The 17,960-nt window shown below is 59.2% G+C and carries 22 protein-coding genes and 1 pseudogene; 4 read left to right on the forward strand and 19 right to left on the reverse strand.

Annotation, left to right across the window (positions count from 1 at the left end):
* Positions 1 to 5: 5 nt before the first annotated feature.
* The 12 genes and pseudogenes from N5D30_RS11325 to N5D30_RS11380 all read right to left on the reverse strand — a co-directional run.
* Positions 6 to 170: pseudogene (locus N5D30_RS11325) on the reverse strand (JAB domain-containing protein); the annotation flags it as partial.
* Positions 171 to 287: 117 nt separating this feature from the next.
* Complete coding sequence (locus N5D30_RS11330; protein WP_223850345.1) at positions 288 to 560, reverse strand: helix-turn-helix domain-containing protein; 273 nt, start codon at positions 558 to 560, stop codon at positions 288 to 290.
* Positions 561 to 1,105: 545 nt separating this feature from the next.
* On the reverse strand, positions 1,106 to 1,591 hold the full coding sequence (locus N5D30_RS11335) for a peptide-methionine (S)-S-oxide reductase (RefSeq protein ID WP_088217425.1): 486 nt from the start codon (positions 1,589 to 1,591) through the stop codon (positions 1,106 to 1,108).
* Between the two features lie 2 nt (positions 1,592 to 1,593).
* Entirely contained in the window at positions 1,594 to 1,926 is a 333-nt protein-coding gene (locus N5D30_RS11340; RefSeq protein WP_088217424.1) for an alpha/beta hydrolase, read from the reverse strand.
* Between the two features lie 29 nt (positions 1,927 to 1,955).
* Positions 1,956 to 2,471 carry a DNA starvation/stationary phase protection protein gene (locus N5D30_RS11345; RefSeq protein ID WP_231771192.1) on the reverse strand — a complete coding sequence of 172 codons (516 nt, stop codon included), beginning with the start codon at positions 2,469 to 2,471 and terminating at the stop codon, positions 1,956 to 1,958.
* Between the two features lie 448 nt (positions 2,472 to 2,919).
* Complete coding sequence (gene grxC / locus N5D30_RS11350; protein ID WP_088217422.1) at positions 2,920 to 3,195, reverse strand: glutaredoxin 3; 276 nt, start codon at positions 3,193 to 3,195, stop codon at positions 2,920 to 2,922.
* A 139-nt stretch (positions 3,196 to 3,334) separates the two neighbouring features.
* Positions 3,335 to 3,694 carry a response regulator gene (locus N5D30_RS11355; protein ID WP_088217421.1) on the reverse strand — a complete coding sequence of 120 codons (360 nt, stop codon included), beginning with the start codon at positions 3,692 to 3,694 and terminating at the stop codon, positions 3,335 to 3,337.
* Between the two features lie 17 nt (positions 3,695 to 3,711).
* Complete coding sequence (locus tag N5D30_RS11360) at positions 3,712 to 5,319, reverse strand: GAF domain-containing protein (protein WP_088217420.1); 1,608 nt, start codon at positions 5,317 to 5,319, stop codon at positions 3,712 to 3,714.
* A gap of 1 nt (position 5,320) precedes the next feature.
* Positions 5,321 to 6,391 (reverse strand): NADP-dependent oxidoreductase, encoded by a 1,071-nt coding sequence (locus N5D30_RS11365; RefSeq protein ID WP_088217419.1) that lies wholly within the window; start codon positions 6,389 to 6,391, stop codon positions 5,321 to 5,323.
* Positions 6,392 to 6,404: 13 nt separating this feature from the next.
* The gene (locus tag N5D30_RS11370) at positions 6,405 to 7,670 is read right to left on the reverse strand and encodes an acetyl-CoA C-acyltransferase (RefSeq protein ID WP_088217418.1); all 1,266 of its coding nucleotides are present in this window, start codon (positions 7,668 to 7,670) and stop codon (positions 6,405 to 6,407) included.
* Between the two features lie 54 nt (positions 7,671 to 7,724).
* Positions 7,725 to 8,471 carry a ferredoxin reductase gene (locus tag N5D30_RS11375; RefSeq protein ID WP_088217417.1) on the reverse strand — a complete coding sequence of 249 codons (747 nt, stop codon included), beginning with the start codon at positions 8,469 to 8,471 and terminating at the stop codon, positions 7,725 to 7,727.
* Positions 8,464 to 9,069, reverse strand: a complete 606-nt coding sequence (locus N5D30_RS11380; protein ID WP_088217416.1) for a sulfite oxidase-like oxidoreductase — start codon at positions 9,067 to 9,069, stop codon at positions 8,464 to 8,466. Before N5D30_RS11380 ends, N5D30_RS11375 begins: the two co-directional genes overlap by 8 nt.
* Positions 9,070 to 9,416: 347 nt before the next feature.
* Between N5D30_RS11380 and nadE the strand changes: the two genes are divergently transcribed.
* The 4 genes from nadE (at position 9,417) to N5D30_RS11400 (ending at position 12,753) form a co-directional block, all read left to right on the forward strand.
* A complete protein-coding gene (gene nadE / locus N5D30_RS11385) occupies positions 9,417 to 10,256 on the forward strand; it encodes an ammonia-dependent NAD(+) synthetase (protein ID WP_094514268.1) in 840 nt (279 codons plus the stop codon).
* 250 nt (positions 10,257 to 10,506) lie between these two features.
* Entirely contained in the window at positions 10,507 to 10,980 is a 474-nt protein-coding gene (locus tag N5D30_RS11390) for a thiol-disulfide isomerase (protein WP_088217329.1), read from the forward strand.
* A gap of 4 nt (positions 10,981 to 10,984) precedes the next feature.
* Entirely contained in the window at positions 10,985 to 11,476 is a 492-nt protein-coding gene (locus N5D30_RS11395; protein WP_088217330.1) for a DM13 domain-containing protein, read from the forward strand.
* A complete protein-coding gene (locus N5D30_RS11400) occupies positions 11,473 to 12,753 on the forward strand; it encodes an MFS transporter (protein ID WP_231771191.1) in 1,281 nt (426 codons plus the stop codon). Before N5D30_RS11395 ends, N5D30_RS11400 begins: the two co-directional genes overlap by 4 nt.
* A 24-nt stretch (positions 12,754 to 12,777) precedes the next feature.
* Here the strand turns inward: N5D30_RS11400 and N5D30_RS11405 are convergent, their stop codons facing one another.
* The 7 genes from N5D30_RS11405 to N5D30_RS11435 form a co-directional block, all read right to left on the reverse strand.
* Entirely contained in the window at positions 12,778 to 13,227 is a 450-nt protein-coding gene (locus tag N5D30_RS11405) for a hypothetical protein (protein WP_088217331.1), read from the reverse strand.
* 86 nt (positions 13,228 to 13,313) lie between these two features.
* Positions 13,314 to 13,886, reverse strand: coding sequence for a hypothetical protein (locus N5D30_RS11410; protein ID WP_088217332.1), 573 nt, complete (start codon positions 13,884 to 13,886; stop codon positions 13,314 to 13,316).
* Between the two features lie 91 nt (positions 13,887 to 13,977).
* Positions 13,978 to 14,946 (reverse strand): magnesium and cobalt transport protein CorA, encoded by a 969-nt coding sequence (locus N5D30_RS11415; protein WP_088217333.1) that lies wholly within the window; start codon positions 14,944 to 14,946, stop codon positions 13,978 to 13,980.
* Entirely contained in the window at positions 14,943 to 15,647 is a 705-nt protein-coding gene (locus tag N5D30_RS11420; protein WP_088217334.1) for a glutathione S-transferase N-terminal domain-containing protein, read from the reverse strand. Before N5D30_RS11420 ends, N5D30_RS11415 begins: the two co-directional genes overlap by 4 nt.
* 134 nt (positions 15,648 to 15,781) lie before the next feature.
* Positions 15,782 to 16,321 carry a peptide-methionine (S)-S-oxide reductase MsrA gene (msrA, locus tag N5D30_RS11425; protein ID WP_088217335.1) on the reverse strand — a complete coding sequence of 180 codons (540 nt, stop codon included), beginning with the start codon at positions 16,319 to 16,321 and terminating at the stop codon, positions 15,782 to 15,784.
* A 1-nt stretch (position 16,322) separates the two neighbouring features.
* Complete coding sequence (msrB, locus tag N5D30_RS11430) at positions 16,323 to 16,766, reverse strand: peptide-methionine (R)-S-oxide reductase MsrB (protein WP_037520575.1); 444 nt, start codon at positions 16,764 to 16,766, stop codon at positions 16,323 to 16,325.
* Between the two features lie 150 nt (positions 16,767 to 16,916).
* Positions 16,917 to 17,792, reverse strand: coding sequence for a LysR family transcriptional regulator (locus tag N5D30_RS11435; protein WP_167387108.1), 876 nt, complete (start codon positions 17,790 to 17,792; stop codon positions 16,917 to 16,919).
* Positions 17,793 to 17,960: the final 168 nt, after the last annotated feature.

The following is a 17,960-nucleotide window of genomic DNA, read 5'->3' on the forward strand; positions in this document are numbered from 1 at the left end:
CCGGGCTACAGGAGACCTAACTCGGCCAGCGATACACAGCCTTCATGCGCCACCACGATGTGATCGAGCGTCCTGATCCCAACGAGCTCCAGCGCCGCCTTCAGCTTGTGCGTTAGCGCCAGATCCGCCTGGCTGGGCTCCGGATCTCCAGATGGGTGGTTGTGGACCATGCCATCCATTACGCTAAGACATTGATCAATAAGCAAATAATGTAAATTTCATAATGACTGGTGCCGGAGAATGGGGGCGGTTGATCATGCGTGAACGTGACCGTCACGTTTGATCACCTAGGTGCTCGCCGTGTCCCTTGGGGCACGGCATTGCACTTTATTCTTTTCATCCCAGGCATCAAGCTCATCGAGGGGGTAGAGCACGGCCTTGCCGATTTTGACGAAGGACGGTCCAAGACGCATCGCGCGCCAATTCCGTAGGGTCCCAACCGAAATACCACCTCGGTAGCGCTCAGCTACCTCCTCAGGCGTAAGGTATTTGCTATCTGGCACTGCCGCCTCCTTCGGCAGCATGACCAAGGCCTTGCCGCCGCGTCTTGAGTTGATCATCGCGGTAGTTCTTTGAGGGGCGCTTCGGGTTTAATTTTAAGGGCCAAAGACCGGTGCCTCACGCTGCCGCACGGACATACATGCTGCGCCATTCGCCGCCGCGAAAGACGTTCCCGGCTCGGGTCGGAGAAACGGATACCGTATAGGCCACATAGGCGGGGTTGGACGAACTGCTTCCGTTGACTCGCCAGGTGCCGCGCAGATGCTGCGCAACGGTTATGTGGGCGATTTCGGGCCCGAGTTTCTGGCGGGTACGGCGGAATACGAAAGACGCGATTCCCTTCAAAATCCAGTTCCGAGAGGAGTGCCGGTTCGACCCCGGCCACCCGCACCATCATTCAGTGCTACCGTTGAAGGTGGAGACCACACGTTCGAGTCGTGTTCGGTGCGCTGTCTCTCTCCGAGATGGTCCAAAGTTATGGCGCTTGGCCGAGTCGTGACCCCGTCGTCGGATCATTCATCTACGTTGAACTAGCCAAAGCAGTCACCCAGCACACGGTGCTGGCTCGGCGTGCGGATCCCCGGAAAATGCGTACTCGTATTGGCTATCCCGGCAGAGCAAACTTTGAATAGTGCTGCCGGATATACGCCAGCTTCGGATCAATGTAGCTCTGACAGAAAGGCCTGCTCGGATCGGTGCGGTAGTAGTTCTGATAGCGCGCATCCGATGCCCTAAAGCCCACAAACGATAGAACTAAGGTGTGCACCGCCTCGCCAGTCTCTTCGCCCAAGCGGGCAATTGCTTGCTCAGCTTCATGGCGCTGGCTCTCTTCAAATATATAAATCGCACTGCGATATTTGCTTTGCAGCGATCGGGCTCGCTTGGCGGAGTGCGTTCTGAGATGGACCTCGGACAGCGTCGTCAAACCAATGACCGTGGGATCGAAGGTGACGATCACCCCCTCTGCCCAGGTGTTTGCCGGCGCCGTCGATTGTAGAAAACCCTGGTCGACCTGCGTGACGCCGCGCAACGCTTGGAAAACACCCTCGGTGCACCAGTGGCAGCCTCCACCAAAGCCGACCTTTGCCATCCTCAACTCCTGCGCAAAGGCAAAACGGCTAGGCCGGACCTATCGAGCTGGCTTACGAACGCGATGATACGCTGTCCGACATCGTCCGCCATTTCGACATGAGGGTAGTGCCCGGCGCCCGCGACAATCATGGTTCCGCCATTGATCCTCGAAGCCAAGCTCCGAGCTTCTTCGACAGGGTCCGGGAAGTCTGGATCCTTCGAGCCCATCACGATGAGGCTTGGCACGGAGACTTCGTCTAGGAACGCTGCGGTGTCGGACTTGCCCGTGTCGTCGAAGGCTATCCTACCGCCCTCTGTCTGAATAAACTGGGTCTGCGCATCGTTAGACGCCATGAAACGATCCGATCCGTTGAGCAGCAATCCTATCGGCTGACTTCGAAAAGAAACCACGCACGGCGTTCCGCCTCGTCGGTCCAGGTATCGATCAGGCCGGAGGTCGCATTGTCCTTCGCCTGATCGGCGACGTCCTTTGCGCGACGCAGCGACTCGACCATATGAAGATTATCAGCGCGCAATTCCGTCAGCATGTCCTGCGGCGTGACGAACTCCGCGTCGTTGTCCTTGATCGTCTGGTGGCGGGCGATATCGCCGATCGATCGGATGGTCGTATTACCGGTCTTCCGGGCGCGCTCAGCCATAGCATCGGTAGCAGCGAGGATCTCCGCGGCTTGCTCGTCGAGAAGCAGGTGGTAGTCCCTGAAGTACGGGCCCGAGACATGCCAATGAAAGTTCTTGGTCTTGAGGTAGACCGCATAGCTGTTCGCCAAAATGATCTTCAGCGCATCCGCGACCGTCATGGTCGCGCTTTCGTCCAGGTCAGAAGGTGAAGGCGCGGTTGCAGCACTGGAGTTTGTCATCGCTTGGACTTTCTCGATCATGGCTTGCACAACAGACCAGCGCCGATTCTTTCGCACGCTAAGGTACAGAAAATGAATTTACGTCAGGATGAAGTCCAATGACCTGTAACTATAGTTTCGATAGTTCAGGCGACCAGAAACGAGCCTAGGGGCCTAGGTTCGCGCCCATCACGGTCACCACGTTTAGCGGTGAAGCCAAGCTCATGCGTCCGGTCGAAAGTGGAGCACGAACGCCACGACCTTTTCTGCGGACATCTCACACGGCTTGAGTGAAGCCTTGCCCGCTGAGACGCGGTACAGGTTGAAGCTAACGATATCGGTTCCAGCCAGCTCTCGGGCAAAAAGGCTGTTACGTCGGCCATCTTTGGAGCGGCGGACTGTAACGCCGAAGCGCCGGGCTTTGTAAGTGCCCCCACTATATCCGTCCGGTAGCTTAGCGAAAGCCGTATCGAATTCTTTCTCCTCCATTTCACGTCACTGGTGGCCGTCCGATGGCGAGCAGCTGGTCGAGCCCGCCTCTGGCATCGAGGGCATGGAGTTCGTCAGAGCCGCCCACATGCGTGCCGTTGATGAATATCTGCGGCACGGTCCTTCGACCTGAGACGTCGATCATCGCTTTTCGGTTTTCCGCACTAGCCTCGATGTCGACTTCCGTGAACGCTACCCCCTTTTTTGTAAGCAGCGCTTTCGCTCTGCGGCAGTATGGGCACCAACTCGTGACATAGAGGAGGACTTCTGGCTTCATTTTGCATCTCCAATCGTTGACGCGTGACGTGAGTCCTTCGCGGCAGAACCTAAGTATCACCGCGACTCTCGAACGGCTGGGAGCGAGGGCGCAAAACTACGTGACGGCTGATTTGAGGCAGGCCGCAAGATCCAGGTCATCACGCAGCCATTTTCCTGACCGCATCCAGCACCCGGTCTTGCCGGTATGGCTTGGAGAAGAATGGAATATCCGCTGGGACAACAGCTTCTTCCGGCCACGGCCTTCCGGACGTGATTATGATCTGAATGGTCGGCCATTTGTTTCGAATACGGATGGCTAGCATGATGCCGTCGATGCCGCCCGGCATGTCCACGTCGGTGAAGACGACCCGGATGTCGCGCCGTTCTTCCAAAGCCACGAGCGCAGCAGAGGCATCTGATGCTTCCAGCACTTCGAAGCCGGCTTCTTCAATCATGTCCGATGCAAAGAGACGGAGAAGTGGCTCATCTTCCACGACAAGCACGACTGGTTTGTTCATTCCACACACGTACTCCATCAAGCCTGGACCAACTGGCGCATAGAGGCATGCAGGTCCGCCGCGAGGCCTTCTGGATCGAAGCGAAGATCGACGCCACCAGTACCGACCAAACCAATGCTGATTAGCTTTGAGCCGAAGCCTTTACGCGTCGGCGGCACAACGGGAGGTCCGCCCCTCTCTCGCCACTCGATCTTCAGCAGATCGCCGTCCTGGCTGTCTTTGACGCCCCAAGACAGCGACACCTTCCCATAGTCATTCGTCAGAGCGCCGTATTTGCAGGCGTTCGTCAGAAGTTCGTGCACGATGAGGGAAAAGGACAGCGCCGCTCTTGGCCCTAGCGCCACGGGCAATCCGGTCATTCTAACCCGATCCGAAAATCCGATCGCGTCTATGACGGTCGCCGCAACAGCTTGGAGATCAGCCTGTGTCCAGCTTGTCTGGAGCAGGGCGTCGTGTGCTGCGCTCAACGCCATCAGCCGGCGCTCGAAGGCATAAACAGCATCGCGGTCGGTGACGGTTCGCAAGGTTTGGCTCGCGATAGCCTGAACCATGGTGAGCGTATTCTTCAGGCGATGCGCGATTTCACCATTTACGATGTGCTGGCGCTGCTCGGCACGATGCCGAGCGACCCCTGCTTCAAGTCGGTCTGCAGCGCTCCGCAAGAATGCAATCTCTTCGGCAGGCCATAGCCGGGGGGTGCCGCAATGCACAAAGAAAACGGCAATTGTCTTGCCCTGATCGCGCACTGGCATGTCGATCACTGCGCGAATACCAATACGCAACGCGCCATCGAGATTGTGCAGCGCGCGCTCGTCAGACAGGGCGTCCCTAACTATCAGAGGGTCGCCATCGACAAGTGGCTTGTGCAAACTCCCAAACTCGTCAAGCCGGTGTCGACCGGCGATGCTCATCACACCCGGTGCGGTCCAGTGTGTTTCAACGTTGATCGTCTCAACGTCATGGTCGACGGTTCCAAACCCGGCTCGGTCCGTGGCGAGGGTCCGACCAACGATGGCAGAGGTGCCAGACGTCATCTCCTCTGTGCCGCTACTGCTGCGGATTACCTCACCGATCTCAACAAGAGCGGTCTGGAGTTCAGTTAGGCGCTCGCTAGCCTTGGCGATTCGACGCAGTTCGAGATTCTCGCTGGCGAGACGGGCAAGCGCCTGGAGCATCGCCCTTTCCATCTCGCTCAGCCCTGCCGGCCGCGGAGCTGTATCGATAACACACAGCCGACCGACTACCGCCCCGGATCGAAGGACAAGCGGCGCGCCAGCATATGCCCTGAAGTGCTTTTCGCCGGTGACAAGTGGATTGCGTTTCGTTCGCGCATCGGCTGTCAAATCGACGATCTCTAGGAGGTCGCCTTTATCGATGTCGATCCGACAGACCGAATGTTCGATATCCGTCTCGCACACGTCGAGCCCGTACTTGGCCTTGAACCATTGTCGGTCTGTGTCGAGAAGCGTAATCAGAGCGATAGGAACGCCACAGGCCTTGGCCGCAACGAACACGAGATCGTCGAAGGACTGCTCGTCCGGTGTGTCGAGAACCATGAGTTCAGCAAGCGCCTTCGCTCGCTGAACCGCCCCCACGTCGGCCGCACTGGCGCTCAGGCTCAGCACGTCAATGTCCTTGCACGCGAGGCGGCCACTGCCGCGCCGATGTCCCAGCCTCACGCGTCACTGCAGCATCGCCACCTTCGACGATGAGGACAATCTTGCCTTGAATATGACCCGCCTCAGCACGCTCGTGGGCGGCAGCCGCTTCCGAGAGGGGGTACGTGCTATCGACCGCGACGCGAACGGTCCCGCTGTCCAGCAATCGGCCTAACTCGGCGAGTTGGGCTCCGTTGGATCGGACCTGTGTTGCAGAGACCGTAACGCCAAGGTTAGCGGCTTCATCGTGTCCCTCGAAGCCAAGCGGAAAGATTGGAAAAAGCGCGCCGCCGCGACGTATCGAACGCAAGAAGCGACTGGCTGTCGGGCCACCTACTGCATCGACGACGAGGTCCACCTCGCGCACCGAGTCTTCCGCCTTGATTTTCGTGTAGTCGATGAATTCGTCGGCGCCGAGATCGCGCAGAAATGTCTCGTGTCGGCTTGACGCGACAGCTATCACGCGCGCGCCCTTGTGTTTTGCTAACTGCAGTGCGAGGTGACCGACACCGCCGCCGGCGCCATTGATCATGACGCTTTTGCCTTCCAACGGGACCGGGTCGTGCCTCCCGGGCTGCAGGGGATTGGGTTCGCTATGACCCAGCTCTATCAGGTACTGCCACGCGGTCAGTCCCGACATCGGCGCTGCAGCGGCATGAACATGGTCGAGGCCGCGAGGTTTTAGCGCCAGATCTGATGCCGGTGCCGAAACGTACTCTGCATATCCCAGGCTTTCGCCAAAACTTGGGAATCGGATCATTCCAAAAACTTCGTCACCCGGCGAAAACGCTGTGACATCTGAGGCGACAGCCTCAACGATCCCAGACACGTCCGAGCCGGGTATGGCCGGCAACTCGATCGACGGTCTCCACTCGGGGGGCAGCGCCTTGTACCCTTCTCTGAGATACCAATCTGGAGGATTGAGGCCAGCCGCATGCACTCGGACGAGAACCTCGCCTGGCCTGACGGCGGGCTTTGGAGCATCCTCGTAGCGGAGTACGCCGGGAGCACCGAATTCGTGGAAGCGGATTGCCTTCATCAATATCCTCCGGTCAAACGCGTTCAAGAAGAGCAACGGTGCCCTGGCCGCCGTCAGCGCAGATGCTGACGATCCCTCGCGACCCAACCGGCAGGGCCCACAGTTCCTTCACCGCTTGGCTAAGATCGCGCGCGCCGGTCGCCCCGAAGGGATGTCCGATGGCTACCGAACCGCCATTGGGGTTGACTCGATTCCAATCGAACTCGCCCATGGCGGCCTCGACGCCGGCCTTTTCGCGTACCCAATCCGGATCGGCGATGGCCGCGACATTGGCCAACACCTGGGCAGCGAACGCTTCGTGGATCTCCCACAGAGCGATGTCGGAGAAGCCGAGGCGATGCCGCGCGAGCAAGCGCGGTATCCCGTAGGAAGGCGCCATCAGGAGCCCTTCCGAATGGAGGTCGACTGCCGACACTTCGTAGTCGACGAGCCGCGCGAAAGGCGTACCGGCAGGGAGTCTCCTCAGACCCGCGTCGTTGGCAACCCAGCAGCCGGCCGCTCCATCGGTGATGGGGGAACTGTTGCCGGCCGTCAGGCTGCCCTGTCCGCTCTCCCGATCAAAGGCTGGCTTTAGGGCGGCGAGGCGCTCGGCAGACGTATCTGCTCGCGGGTTCGCGTCGCGCGCCAACTCCGGCAGAGAGATGACAAGGTCGTCGAAGAAGCCGTTGTCCCAACCGGCGACGGCTCGCTGGTGGCTCTTCAGAGCCCAGTCGTCCTGAGCTTCGCGCGAGACACGCCAAGCTTTGGCGGTCTCTTCCATGTGATCGCCCATCGTCCGACCGGTGATACGGTTGGCCCACCCCTTGGTTGGGAGCACGAAGTCGCGCGGCGTCAGCGATTGCAGCGCCGAAAGTGCCGCGGCCGGATCCTGCCCGAACAGATCGGTCAATCGCTTGGATGCTTCAGCGGTTAAGGCGAGCGACGGCCTGCTCATGACCTCTGCGCCGCCGACCATTGTCAGGTCTGTCCCGCCACCAAGTAGTCCTGCCGCAGCGAAGGTTGCAGTCATGCTGGTCGAGCACGCTAGGACAACGGAGAACGCGGGGATGCTGGGGTTGAGCTTGGCGTCCAGCCAAACTTCCCGAGCGATGTTGCTCCATCCCAGGTTGGGTATGACGGTTCCCCAAACAGCCAGATCGGGCTCGGCTAAATTCGCCATCGCATGAACCACGGGCACGGATAACGAGACCGCGTCGTAGTTCGCCAACGCCCCGCTACCTCGACCGAAGGGTGTCCGCAGCCCAGCCGCGACGAAAACAGGTTCAGCAAAGCGACTCATACTGATCTCCTGGGAATCGGAAAAAGAAGGATGAGCGTGGGCGGTTCGCTGCGTTTAACCACCATAGCGCTCAGTCTTGATGATTGAGGGGTCGAGGCCTGCCGAGAGCGCACCGTCCGTTGCGATGTTGACGAAGCCGTTGGAGCCGCAGACGAACACCTGCGAAGGGTTTCGGCCGAGACGGGAGATTGTCTCCTTGACCATCAAGCCGTCGATGCGCCGATCAAAGTCCGACGCGCGCAAGGGCGCCTCGCGGGTGATCGCCAGCGCCAAGCTGAATGCTGGATCGTCCGTTTCAATTGAGTGCAGTTCCCTGGAGAACAGCACGTCTTGGGCGGTCCGCGCCGACAGGAGCAATGCAACTGGGACCGTCTGCGCTAGGGATCGGCGCTGGCGGATCATCGACATCAGCGGCACCACGCCGGAGCCCGCCCCAATCAGTAGGACTGGCTCGTCGGCAGGCTCCGGCCATAGGAAATGGCCACCGAGCGGCCCACGGAGTTCGATCTCGTCGCCGGTTGCTGCGATATCATGGAAGAACGGTGAGACCTCGCCATCGTGAAGGCGCTCGATGGCAAGTTCAAGGATCGGAGATGAAGTGGGCGACGAGGCGATCGAATAGCTTCGCATCGCGGTGTAGCCGTCGGGCGCGGTCAGACGGACATCGACGTGCTGGCCCGCGACATGAGCGAACGGGTTCCCCAACCGCAGGAAGAAGCTCTTGATACTCGGAGTCTGTTGGACGATTTCTTCGATGAAGCAGGACTGCCAAAACGCGGGTTGCGCGCCGATCTCAGTCATGGGTGTATCTCTGCTCGCGCCAAGGATCGCCGTAGATGTGGTATCCACGCAGCTCCCAGAAGCCGGCTTCATCACGCGTTGTGAATTGCAGCGCGTTCACCCATTTTGCGGACTTCCAGAAGTATAGGTGAGGAACGAGGAGGCGCGCCGGTCCTCCATGATCGCGTGGAAGTGGCTGGCCCTCGTAGTTCAGAGCGATCATCGCCTTCCCCGACAACATGTCGGCCAAAGGAACATTCGTCGAATACCCGTCGTAGCAATGCGCCAAGACGAAGTCGGTTGGCCGCTCAATCCCTGCTGCCGCAAGGATGTCCTCGATGAGCACGCCCTCCCATGCAGTATCGAGCTTGGACCAGGACGTCACACAGTGAATGTCTTTGGTCACCTTCGTTTTAGGCAGGGCGTTGAACTCGCCCCAATTCCAGACCTTAATGGGTCTCGGGCCGATCTTGACCGTGAACTTCCAGTCGGATGTCTCAATGCGCGGCGTCGGTCCCGCTGTCAGAACCGGAAAATTTTCAACGAGGTGCTGACCAGGCGGGATTCGGTTCGAGTGGTCGCCGCCTGAACCGCGGCCGGTAAAACCTCTGGTGACCATGTCGAACCCCCTTGCTTGTCACGACAGACCGGAGCCGGGTTCATTACAGACTATTAGGTACAACAACTTCGCGCAAGCAAAGGTCGAGCTTTCCGATAGGCTGAATCTTGGATCACCGGCGTGTTCTACGATACAACAATAGTTTCGCCCGCTATGAGCTGCGACGATTGCATAGATACTATAGCGGCATATCGCCAAGTTTGACCAATGCCTGTTCGCTATAGTTTCGATAGCTTTTTGCAAGAGTCGCAACTGCGTTCCCCTCGGCAAACTGCCAGGGTATGCTCCCTCGCGCACACGCTTCGCTGCGAGCGTGGATGCGCGCTGCGCGACAATGAAAGATCGAGATGACCATCCAGACCGAGATCATCGGTGCGCTCAACGTCTCCGTTTCATTCGACGCGCGACGTGAGACGGTAGGCCGGACCAGGTTTCTTAGCGACTACCTGGAGAGATCGGGTCTTCGCGCATTCATCCTGGGCATCAGTGGAGGTATCGACTCTCTCACTGCAGGTCTGCTTGCGCAGTCGGCTGTGAGGACACTGCGCGAGCGCGGTTACGACAGTGCATTCGTGGCAGTCCGATTGCCATACGGCACGCAGGCCGACGAAGCCGACGCGCAACTTGCCCTGCAAGCGATCAAGCCCGACCGAACAGTCACGATCGATGTGAAACCGGCGACGGACAATATCTGGCAAGAGGTGTTGAATGCTGGTCTCGCCCCCGCAGATTCGAGCGAACGCGATCTCGTTCTCGGGAACATCAAGGCGCGTCAGCGCATGGTGGCGCAATTCGCACTTGCAGGCAGCTTGCGGGGTTTGGTCATCGGGACGGACCATGCTGCGGAGGCGGTGATGGGATTCTTCACTAAGTTCGGCGATGGAGCAGCCGACCTCTTGCCGCTAGCGGGCCTGAACAAACGGCGCGTGCGCGCGATAGCATCGTACTTAGGCGCACCGGCAAAGCTGATCGGCAAGGTTCCTACCGCAGACTTGGATGATGGCGCGCCGTTGCGACCGGACGAGGATGTCTATGGCGTGACCTACGACCAAATCGACGATTTCCTCGAAGGTAAAGCCGTGAATGAGTCAGTTGCGGGGACGATCGCAAGCGCATACCGCGCGACGGCGCACAAGCGCGCGCTCCCTGTGGCGCACAGCTCGAGAAGTGGCCGTCAAGAGCGCTGAGGGAGAACCGCCCCACCAACGGGGTACGTGGTATGGAAACTATACCGAGCAGCTATTGGTATTGTGGATCGTAACAATTCATAGTTGCTGCTGCGGAAATCTTGGTTTCCTGAGGCAAGGATCGGACGAAAACTCGATCGAATCGATCAAGAGACCTCAAGCCAAAGAGCGCAGATCAGGACAGCAGTTCGCCTGCCGCCGCAATGCTCGGCCAGACATCGGGCTTCTGCATTGAGGTTGGAGAAAGCGGATGAGCGCTACCGGAGCACAAGCGCCCGAGCTTCGTGTGCAACATTGGATCGGCGGAGACGGACACCGCCTTGACGTGCCCCTCAAGCTCTCAGACATCGGTAGCGGACCGAAGATTCTGTTCGCGTTCCAGCACTGGTGCCGTGGTTGCCATTTGCATGGCTTTCCCACGCTTCAAAGATTGCATGGGGCGTTGGAATCCAGAGGCGTCGGGTTTGCGGTCGTCCAAACGGTTTTCGAAGGCGCGCAAGAGAACACATTCGAAAAACTGCGCGTCAATCAGCTCCAGTACGGCTTACCTGTCGCCTTTGGTCACGACGAGCCACCACCAGGTGCACCGTTCCCAACGCTCATGGGGGATTATCATACCCGGGGAACGCCTTGGTTTGTGGTGATCGATGCCGATGGCTACATTGTCTTCTCTGACTTCCATCTAGAAGCAGATCGTCTTGTGGCGGAACTGGAGCGGGCGTGACGCTATGCCGCGTTGGCTGATCCTCACCGGGACTCACATCCTCGTCATGTCCATAGGCTTCGCCGGTGGGATCTATCTGCTGCCGATCCTGACTGCGCCGCCTGCGCCCACTGAAGCCGCGCTCCAGAGTTCTGCTTCGAAAGCGGTCTACGTGGGGCGGTTTGCACGCGATCTTAAGGGCAGTGATCTACTGCACTGGGGTGACGGAGAGGTTCGTGTCGCGCCCGATCGGATCGTGCACCTTGGGCGTCTGTCTCCTGGTCCGGATTACAAAGTCTACCTCGCGCCCCGGTTTGTAGACACCAAACAGGACTTCCTTGAAGCCAAAGGCTCTTCAGTTCTGCTGGGAGATGTGAAGACCTTCGCTGGGTTCATCGTGGCGGTGCCAAGAGGCGTCGACGTTGACGATTACAGCGCAGTTGTCATCTGGTGCGAGGCGTTTGATCAATTCATCAGCGCTGCGGAGTATCGAGTTCCGCGACAGGCTCTGAAATGAGCCAGGCATTGGACAACGTGAAGGCTGCTTGCACGCGTGGTCTCGTCCTCGCGCCAGTAGCCGCCTTGCTGTTGAGCGTCGCCATCTTGCTGCTCGGCAACGGGCTGCTGGGCACGCTCTTGATCGTCAGAGCTGGTCAGGAGGGCTTCTCGGCCGCCGCGATCAGCGCGATGATGTCGTTCTACTTCGCAGGCTTCACGATTGGCGCGCTGGTTTTGCCTCGCATCATTGTGTCGGTGGGGCACGTACGGACCTTCGCCGGCTTTGCGGCGATCGCATCGATGACCGCCCTTCTCCATGTAGCGTTCGTAAATCCGGTAGCTTGGATGCCGCTTCGGCTCGTGACCGGCTTCGCATATGCGGGAATGATCCTCGCAACGGAAAGCTGGCTCAATGCCCACGCGGTTCAATCCACACGCGGTCAGCTTTTGTCGATTTTCGGCGTTGTCTCCATGGGTTCTTGGGCGACCGGACAGGCGCTCCTCAACATCGCTCCACCCGCCGATGTTACACTTTTCCTCATCGTCTCGCTGCTGATATCTGCCGCAGTGGTTCCGATCACTCTACTCCCCAGTCATTCGCCGGCCGACGTACGGCACGAGTCGGTTGCATTCAGGGATCTCTTTTCTGTTTCGCCCTTGGCGTCGATCGGCGTCTTCTTGGCCGGGCTGGCCATAGGCGGCTTCTGGGGCATGGGGCCTAATTTCGCGCAAAGGATTGGTCTCGACGTCGCCGGCATCTCCGCCTTCATGGCCGCGGTTCTCGGAGGAACGCTTGTGTTGCAATGGCCGCTCGGTTGGCTCTCCGACCGGGTGTCCAGGAACCTGGTCATCGCAGGAGCGGCGCTGGCATCCGCCGTGGCAGCCATCGGCGTGTCGGTGGCGGCAGACGCCCCTTTGCCCGTCCTTCTTGCGGCGGGAGCGCTCTTCGGCGGTTTTGGCATCCCGATCTACTCGCTGTGTCTCGCCGCCGCGAACGACGACCTTCCTCCAGGGCGGCTGCTCGGCACCGCGCGAGGGCTTCTGCTGCTCAACGGGATCGGAACGGCGGCCGGACCACTTGTCGGGGGCGTGGTGATGGATCGTGTCGGGCCTGGTGGGCTGTTCGTCTATGCTGCTGTCCTGCTGACCATGCTAGCGGTGTTAGCGGGCCTACGCGGTCGCTCTCGCTCCGCAATCGAGGTAAAGGCGACACGTTGTCCGAGTACGCCGATGATCACCGCCTCTCTCGATGCGATGATACGAACCCAGGACGAGCCGCAGAGCGTTCGGAACTAGCGCTGCGGCCCCGGCGACCGTTTGCTATGAGACAGCTTCGACCTTCAGCTCTCGGCCGTTGAATTGAACCGTCTCGCCAGCCTGAGCCCCGTCGATTACCTCGAAGATCGGCGCCATCGTCGATATGCCCATAAGCTCGCGCCCATGGCAGACGAACTTGTCCGTTGACACCGCGACGACGAAGTAGCGACCCGACAACTTGATGACCGCCCCTTCTGTAACCGCCGTCTTCGGTCCGAAGTCGATTGTTCTGAGCTTGTCGAGCTTGTCGGCGTAATCGTCCAGCGTATCGTCGAGCGCCTCGGCGAAGTCGCTCGCGATCTCGGCTTGTGCCTGTTCGTCGTTCTCGATCGACTCGCTCCGATCCAAGCGAGCGGTAGAAACATAATCGAGATACTTGTCGCGAGCGCTCTGCAGAGCAGCGGTCTCCAACGACAGCATCGTTTCCCGAATGTGGTCCTTATTCCAATCCATCTGCACCTCGTTGCATTGCAATTTGAAATGATAAGCCGATCTATCGAAGCAAGCCGTTGAAAGGCCGCGTTCCGCAGCCGGCACCGTTATTCTTCGATGATGACGTCTTCGCCCTGGTAGGGGATTCTGATCAGCCGAGGATCCCGAATGATGCTGGTCACGAGCCAGACATACGTCTGTTCTGCGGTATCGAAGCCGAGAATGCTGAATGCGCCCCCGAACGGGCATGCCGGAAAATCGGGGAAGCCTTCTCGAAGAACGTAACGCTCGGGTTCGCGATCGAATTCGGCCTTATAGACCTTCCGCAGCCCATGCTTGCTCGGAACGCCTTCGTCGCCTGCAGGCGTTATCTCACGATGTTCCAGGAGGCGCTCGGAAAGATCACGGTGGCAAATCTCGTCGAACACGTCGAAGGCATCAATCAGCAAACCTTTTCGCTCGGTCGCGGGATCGGTGATCGCGTAGATGTTCGAAGCATCTTCGGCACCGTCCCCGCTTTCGAGACGCAGCGCTGCGTCGACGCGAATGGAGCATGGATCGAGCATCGATCCCAGTTCGAGATCGACTAGGTTGCCGTCCTTGACGCGGTACTCGCGGTCATAGCCCTTCGCGACGAAGGTCTGCACTGCTTCTAGAACGTCGGTCACTTGGGCGGTCATTGATGCACCTCGAGTTCACGTTGGGACGGAAGGGCGGCTGTGGACGGCGCGCGGCAGCCTGCTGGATCTAGTTGAGGCTCGCGCGCAGCGATCACAGCCACTTGGCCTTCTTGAACCGCACGAACAGGAAGAGGCAGAACATCAGCATGACACCGAGCACGACGAAGTAGCCGTAAGCCGTGTCCAGTTCCGGCATGTTCTTGAAGTTCATGCCGTATATGCCTGCAATCGCTGTCGGCACTGCGAGGATCGCGGCCCATGCCGCAAGTTGGCGTGTGACGACCCCGATTCTTTGCGCTTCGAGAAGGCTGCTGAACTCGAATACAGTGGATAGCACCTGCAGGAGGCCATCGACCATGGACTGGACACGATCAACATGGTCCGCAACGTCGTTGAAGTAGGGTCGCACCTCAGCGCTGATGCAGGGAAAGTGTCCGCGCACGAGCTTGCGCACCAGTTCGGCCATAGCGCCAAGGGTGCGCTGAAAGCGCGTCAGCTCGCATCTCAGGCCGAAGATGCGAGCAACGTCCTCTCGCCCAAGGAAGTCGTCGAGCGACCGCCTCTCCATCGCAAGTACGTCATCCTCGATCATTTCGAAGATGGGCAGATACTGATCCACGATCCGGTGAAGGATCGCGTGGAGGACGTAATCGACGCCCTTTCCGAATTGGGCGGGCGAACGCTCGAGTTGCTCTCGAAGGTTGCCCAATGCCCCGGCGTTGCCGTGGCGAACGGTGATAAGATGGTTATGGCCAGTAAAGATCGCCGTCTTGCCGTAACGTATGCGGTCCCCGACCAGCTCAGCTGTCTGGGCGACGACGTAAAGCTCGCCGTTATAAACTTCGAGCTTGGGCGGGCATATCGGGTGCATCGCGTTGTCTATCGCCAAAGGATGCAGATTATAGGTCGCCTGAAGCGCCCTCAGTTCGTTGACGGAAGGCTCGCTGAGCCCAATCCAGCAGAAGCCCGAACGGTTCTTGTCGAGCTCGACGCGTTCGTCGATAGCCACTTCTCGGATACGCCGACCCTCGTTGTAGTAATATGCAGCGATGACACTCATGCTGATCTCGCCGGCATGAGCAGCCCACGTTGGACTGCTGGGCGCGCAAGGCCGCGATCCAGCCACGCTCGGACATTCGAATGATCGCTAAACCGCAGTAGGTCGCCGGCATCGTAGGCGCCAACCAGGGCGTTCACCCAACCGAGGGTCGCAATGTCAGCAATGGAGTAGTCGTCAACGATCCAGCTGCGCCCGTCCAACTGGCGATCCAAGACGCCTAGAAGACGTCTGGACTCGTCGGCGAACCGCTGCTGAGGCCGCTTATCCTCGTAGTCCTTACCGCCCCAACGCAAGAAAAAGCCGAGTTGACCGAACATTGGGCCAATCGCCGACATCTGGAAGAATACCCAGCTTAGCGCCTCGTAGCGCTTGGCTGATGCTCTCGGGACGAGCTGGTCGGTCTTCTCGGCCAAATAAACGAGGATCGCACCGGATTCCCAAACGCCGAGCGGCTTACCGTCCGGGCCCACTGGGTCGATGATCGCAGGTATGCGGCCATTCGGGTTTAGTGAAACGAAGGCCGGATCTTTGCTTTCGTTTTTAGAGATGTCGATAAAGTGCGGCTCGTACGGCAGGCCGATCTCCTCGAGCATGATCGAGACCTTGACGCCGTTGGGCGTGGGCGCGGCGTAGAGCTGCAGAAGGTCGGGGTTGGATGCCGGCCAGCGTTGTGTGATCGGAAACGAAGAAAGGTCTGGCATGATGTGGCGATCCTAACAACTCGATGGCTGAGGAGCGGTCTGACCGCTTGATTAGCTGGGTTTCAGACCCGCACCATCAGTGGATGCGGGTCCGATGGTGCGACCCAGGGGCTCAGCCGCAATTGTCGCTGCAGTTATTCCGCTGCCGCGCCGGCCTCAGCCTGGGTGTCGCCAGCGTCTTTACGCTTCGGGAGCACCCAGTTAGCGCGCGGGAAATGGCAGGTATATCCGCCCGGCCTCTTCTCCAGATAATCCTGGTGCTCCGGCTCCGCTTCCCAGAAGTCACCCACGGGCTCGACTTCGGTGACGACCTTGCCGTCCCACAGCCCGGACGCATCGACGTCGGCTATCGTATCTTCGGCGATGCGCTTCTGCTCCTCGTCGACGTAATAGATGCCAGACCGATAGGAGAGGCCGCGGTCGTTGCCTTGGCGGTTCTTTGTCGTCGGATCATGGATCTGGAAGAAGTATTCCAGGATATTACGGTAGCTCGTCACTGTCGGGTCGAAGGTGATCTCGATCCCCTCTGCATGAGTGCCATGGTTGCGGTACGTGGCATTCGGCACGTCGCCACCGGTGTAGCCGACGCGGGTCGAAACGATGCCGGGCTGCTTGCGGATCAGATCCTGCATTCCCCAAAAGCATCCGCCAGCGAGAACAGCGCGCTGTTGCATGTTAGGCCTCCTCTACTTGGTCGAGATATTCGCCATAGCCCGCGGCTTCCATCTCATCGCGCGGGATGAATCGAAGTGATGCCGAGTTGATGCAGTAGCGCAGGCCGCCGCGGTCAGACGGCCCGTCCGGAAACACGTGGCCAAGATGGCTGTCGCCGTGCACCGAGCGAACCTCCGTCCGAACCATGCCATGCGAGCTGTCTCGCACTTCGTTCACGTGAGCCGCGACGATCGGCTTGGTAAAGCTCGGCCAGCCAGTGCCCGACTCGAACTTGTCCGTCGACGCGAACAACGGCTCGCCGGATACGACGTCAACGTAGATGCCCGCCTCCTTGTTGTCGTTATACTCGCCGGTAAAGGGCCTCTCGGTGCCGTCCTGCTGGGTGATCCGGCGTTGTTCCGGGGTCAGGCGTTCGATTGCTGCCTGCGACTTTTCAAACTTCATGGTGAATCTCCATTACTTAGTTAGAGGGTCAGGCACACTACGTTCAATTTATCACGTCGATACTCACATCAACTATCGCAGTGGCCCCAACATTAATCCAATACGTCGTGCGTATAGTTTCTATACCGCACATGCCTCTTGCTTGGCGGGTCAACTCCATTCGTATCGGGCTGCAAGCTGAGCGATTTTTCGTATCTCGACCGGTGCCGTAGATCCGGACACGGTGGCAATCACGATCTCACGCTCGATAGCGAAGCCCTCGATCGGCCTGGTGATCAAGCCGTGGGTGGTGGCCGAGCGTTCGGGCAGAATGCATACCCCCCGACCTTCGGCGACGATGCGCTGCACCCAATCATCTCGATCTGAGCGAAAGCGAGGACGTATCCGCACCTCTCGACGCGCGAAGTGATCGAGGATTTGATCGCGGCATTCGCATTTCAGTCGATCTACAAACGGGAAAGAGAGCAGGTCTTCGCCACGAACGACTTCGCACGCCGCTAAGGGGTGATCTGCAGCGCAGCCGAGCACGAAACGCTCCCGGAAGAGAGGACGCACATCAAGTTTACGATCCGGCCTGGATTCGCGAGGCAGGATGCACGCGTGATATTTGCCTGAGAGCACCTCCGACGTGTCCTCGCCCGACTGGAGCGAGTGCAGTTTGATCTCGATGGACGGCACCTCTTCCAGAGCGCTCTCGAAAAAGGCTGTGAAGGCCCTCGGGCCGACGCTGGAGGCGACAGCAACATCGAGAACGCGATGCCGCCCCATCGCCCAGTTTTCCGAGTGATGTCTTACGCTCTTCATCGCAACCAGCATTCGGCGGAATTCCAGCTCGACGTCCTGACCCAGGCTCGTTAGCCGGCTGTTCTTCCCGTCACGATAGATAAGCGGTCCACCGAGTTCCTCCTCCAGGCGGCGGATCGCTCGGGTCAGGCTTGGTTGTGACACACCACTGAGGCGAGCAGCCGCAGTGAAATTCAGCGTCTCGGCCAAGTTGATGAAATAGCTGACCTGATTGAGCTCCATAGCCCTTTGGCCTGCGCCTGACGAATGCCACCCCAGTGGACCAATCTGACTATGGCCACAGAAGTATGCGCGACGCATATAATAGTGGTTTAGGGGCTTGTCTATATGCGCCACGCATATAAAAAGAATGCCTTGGCGGTTATCTCGGGTCGATGGTGCTCCGGGTCA

This window comes from Pseudomonas sp. GD03875 (assembly GCF_029840585.1).
Classification (GTDB): Bacteria; Pseudomonadota; Gammaproteobacteria; order Pseudomonadales; family Pseudomonadaceae; genus Aquipseudomonas; species Aquipseudomonas paralcaligenes.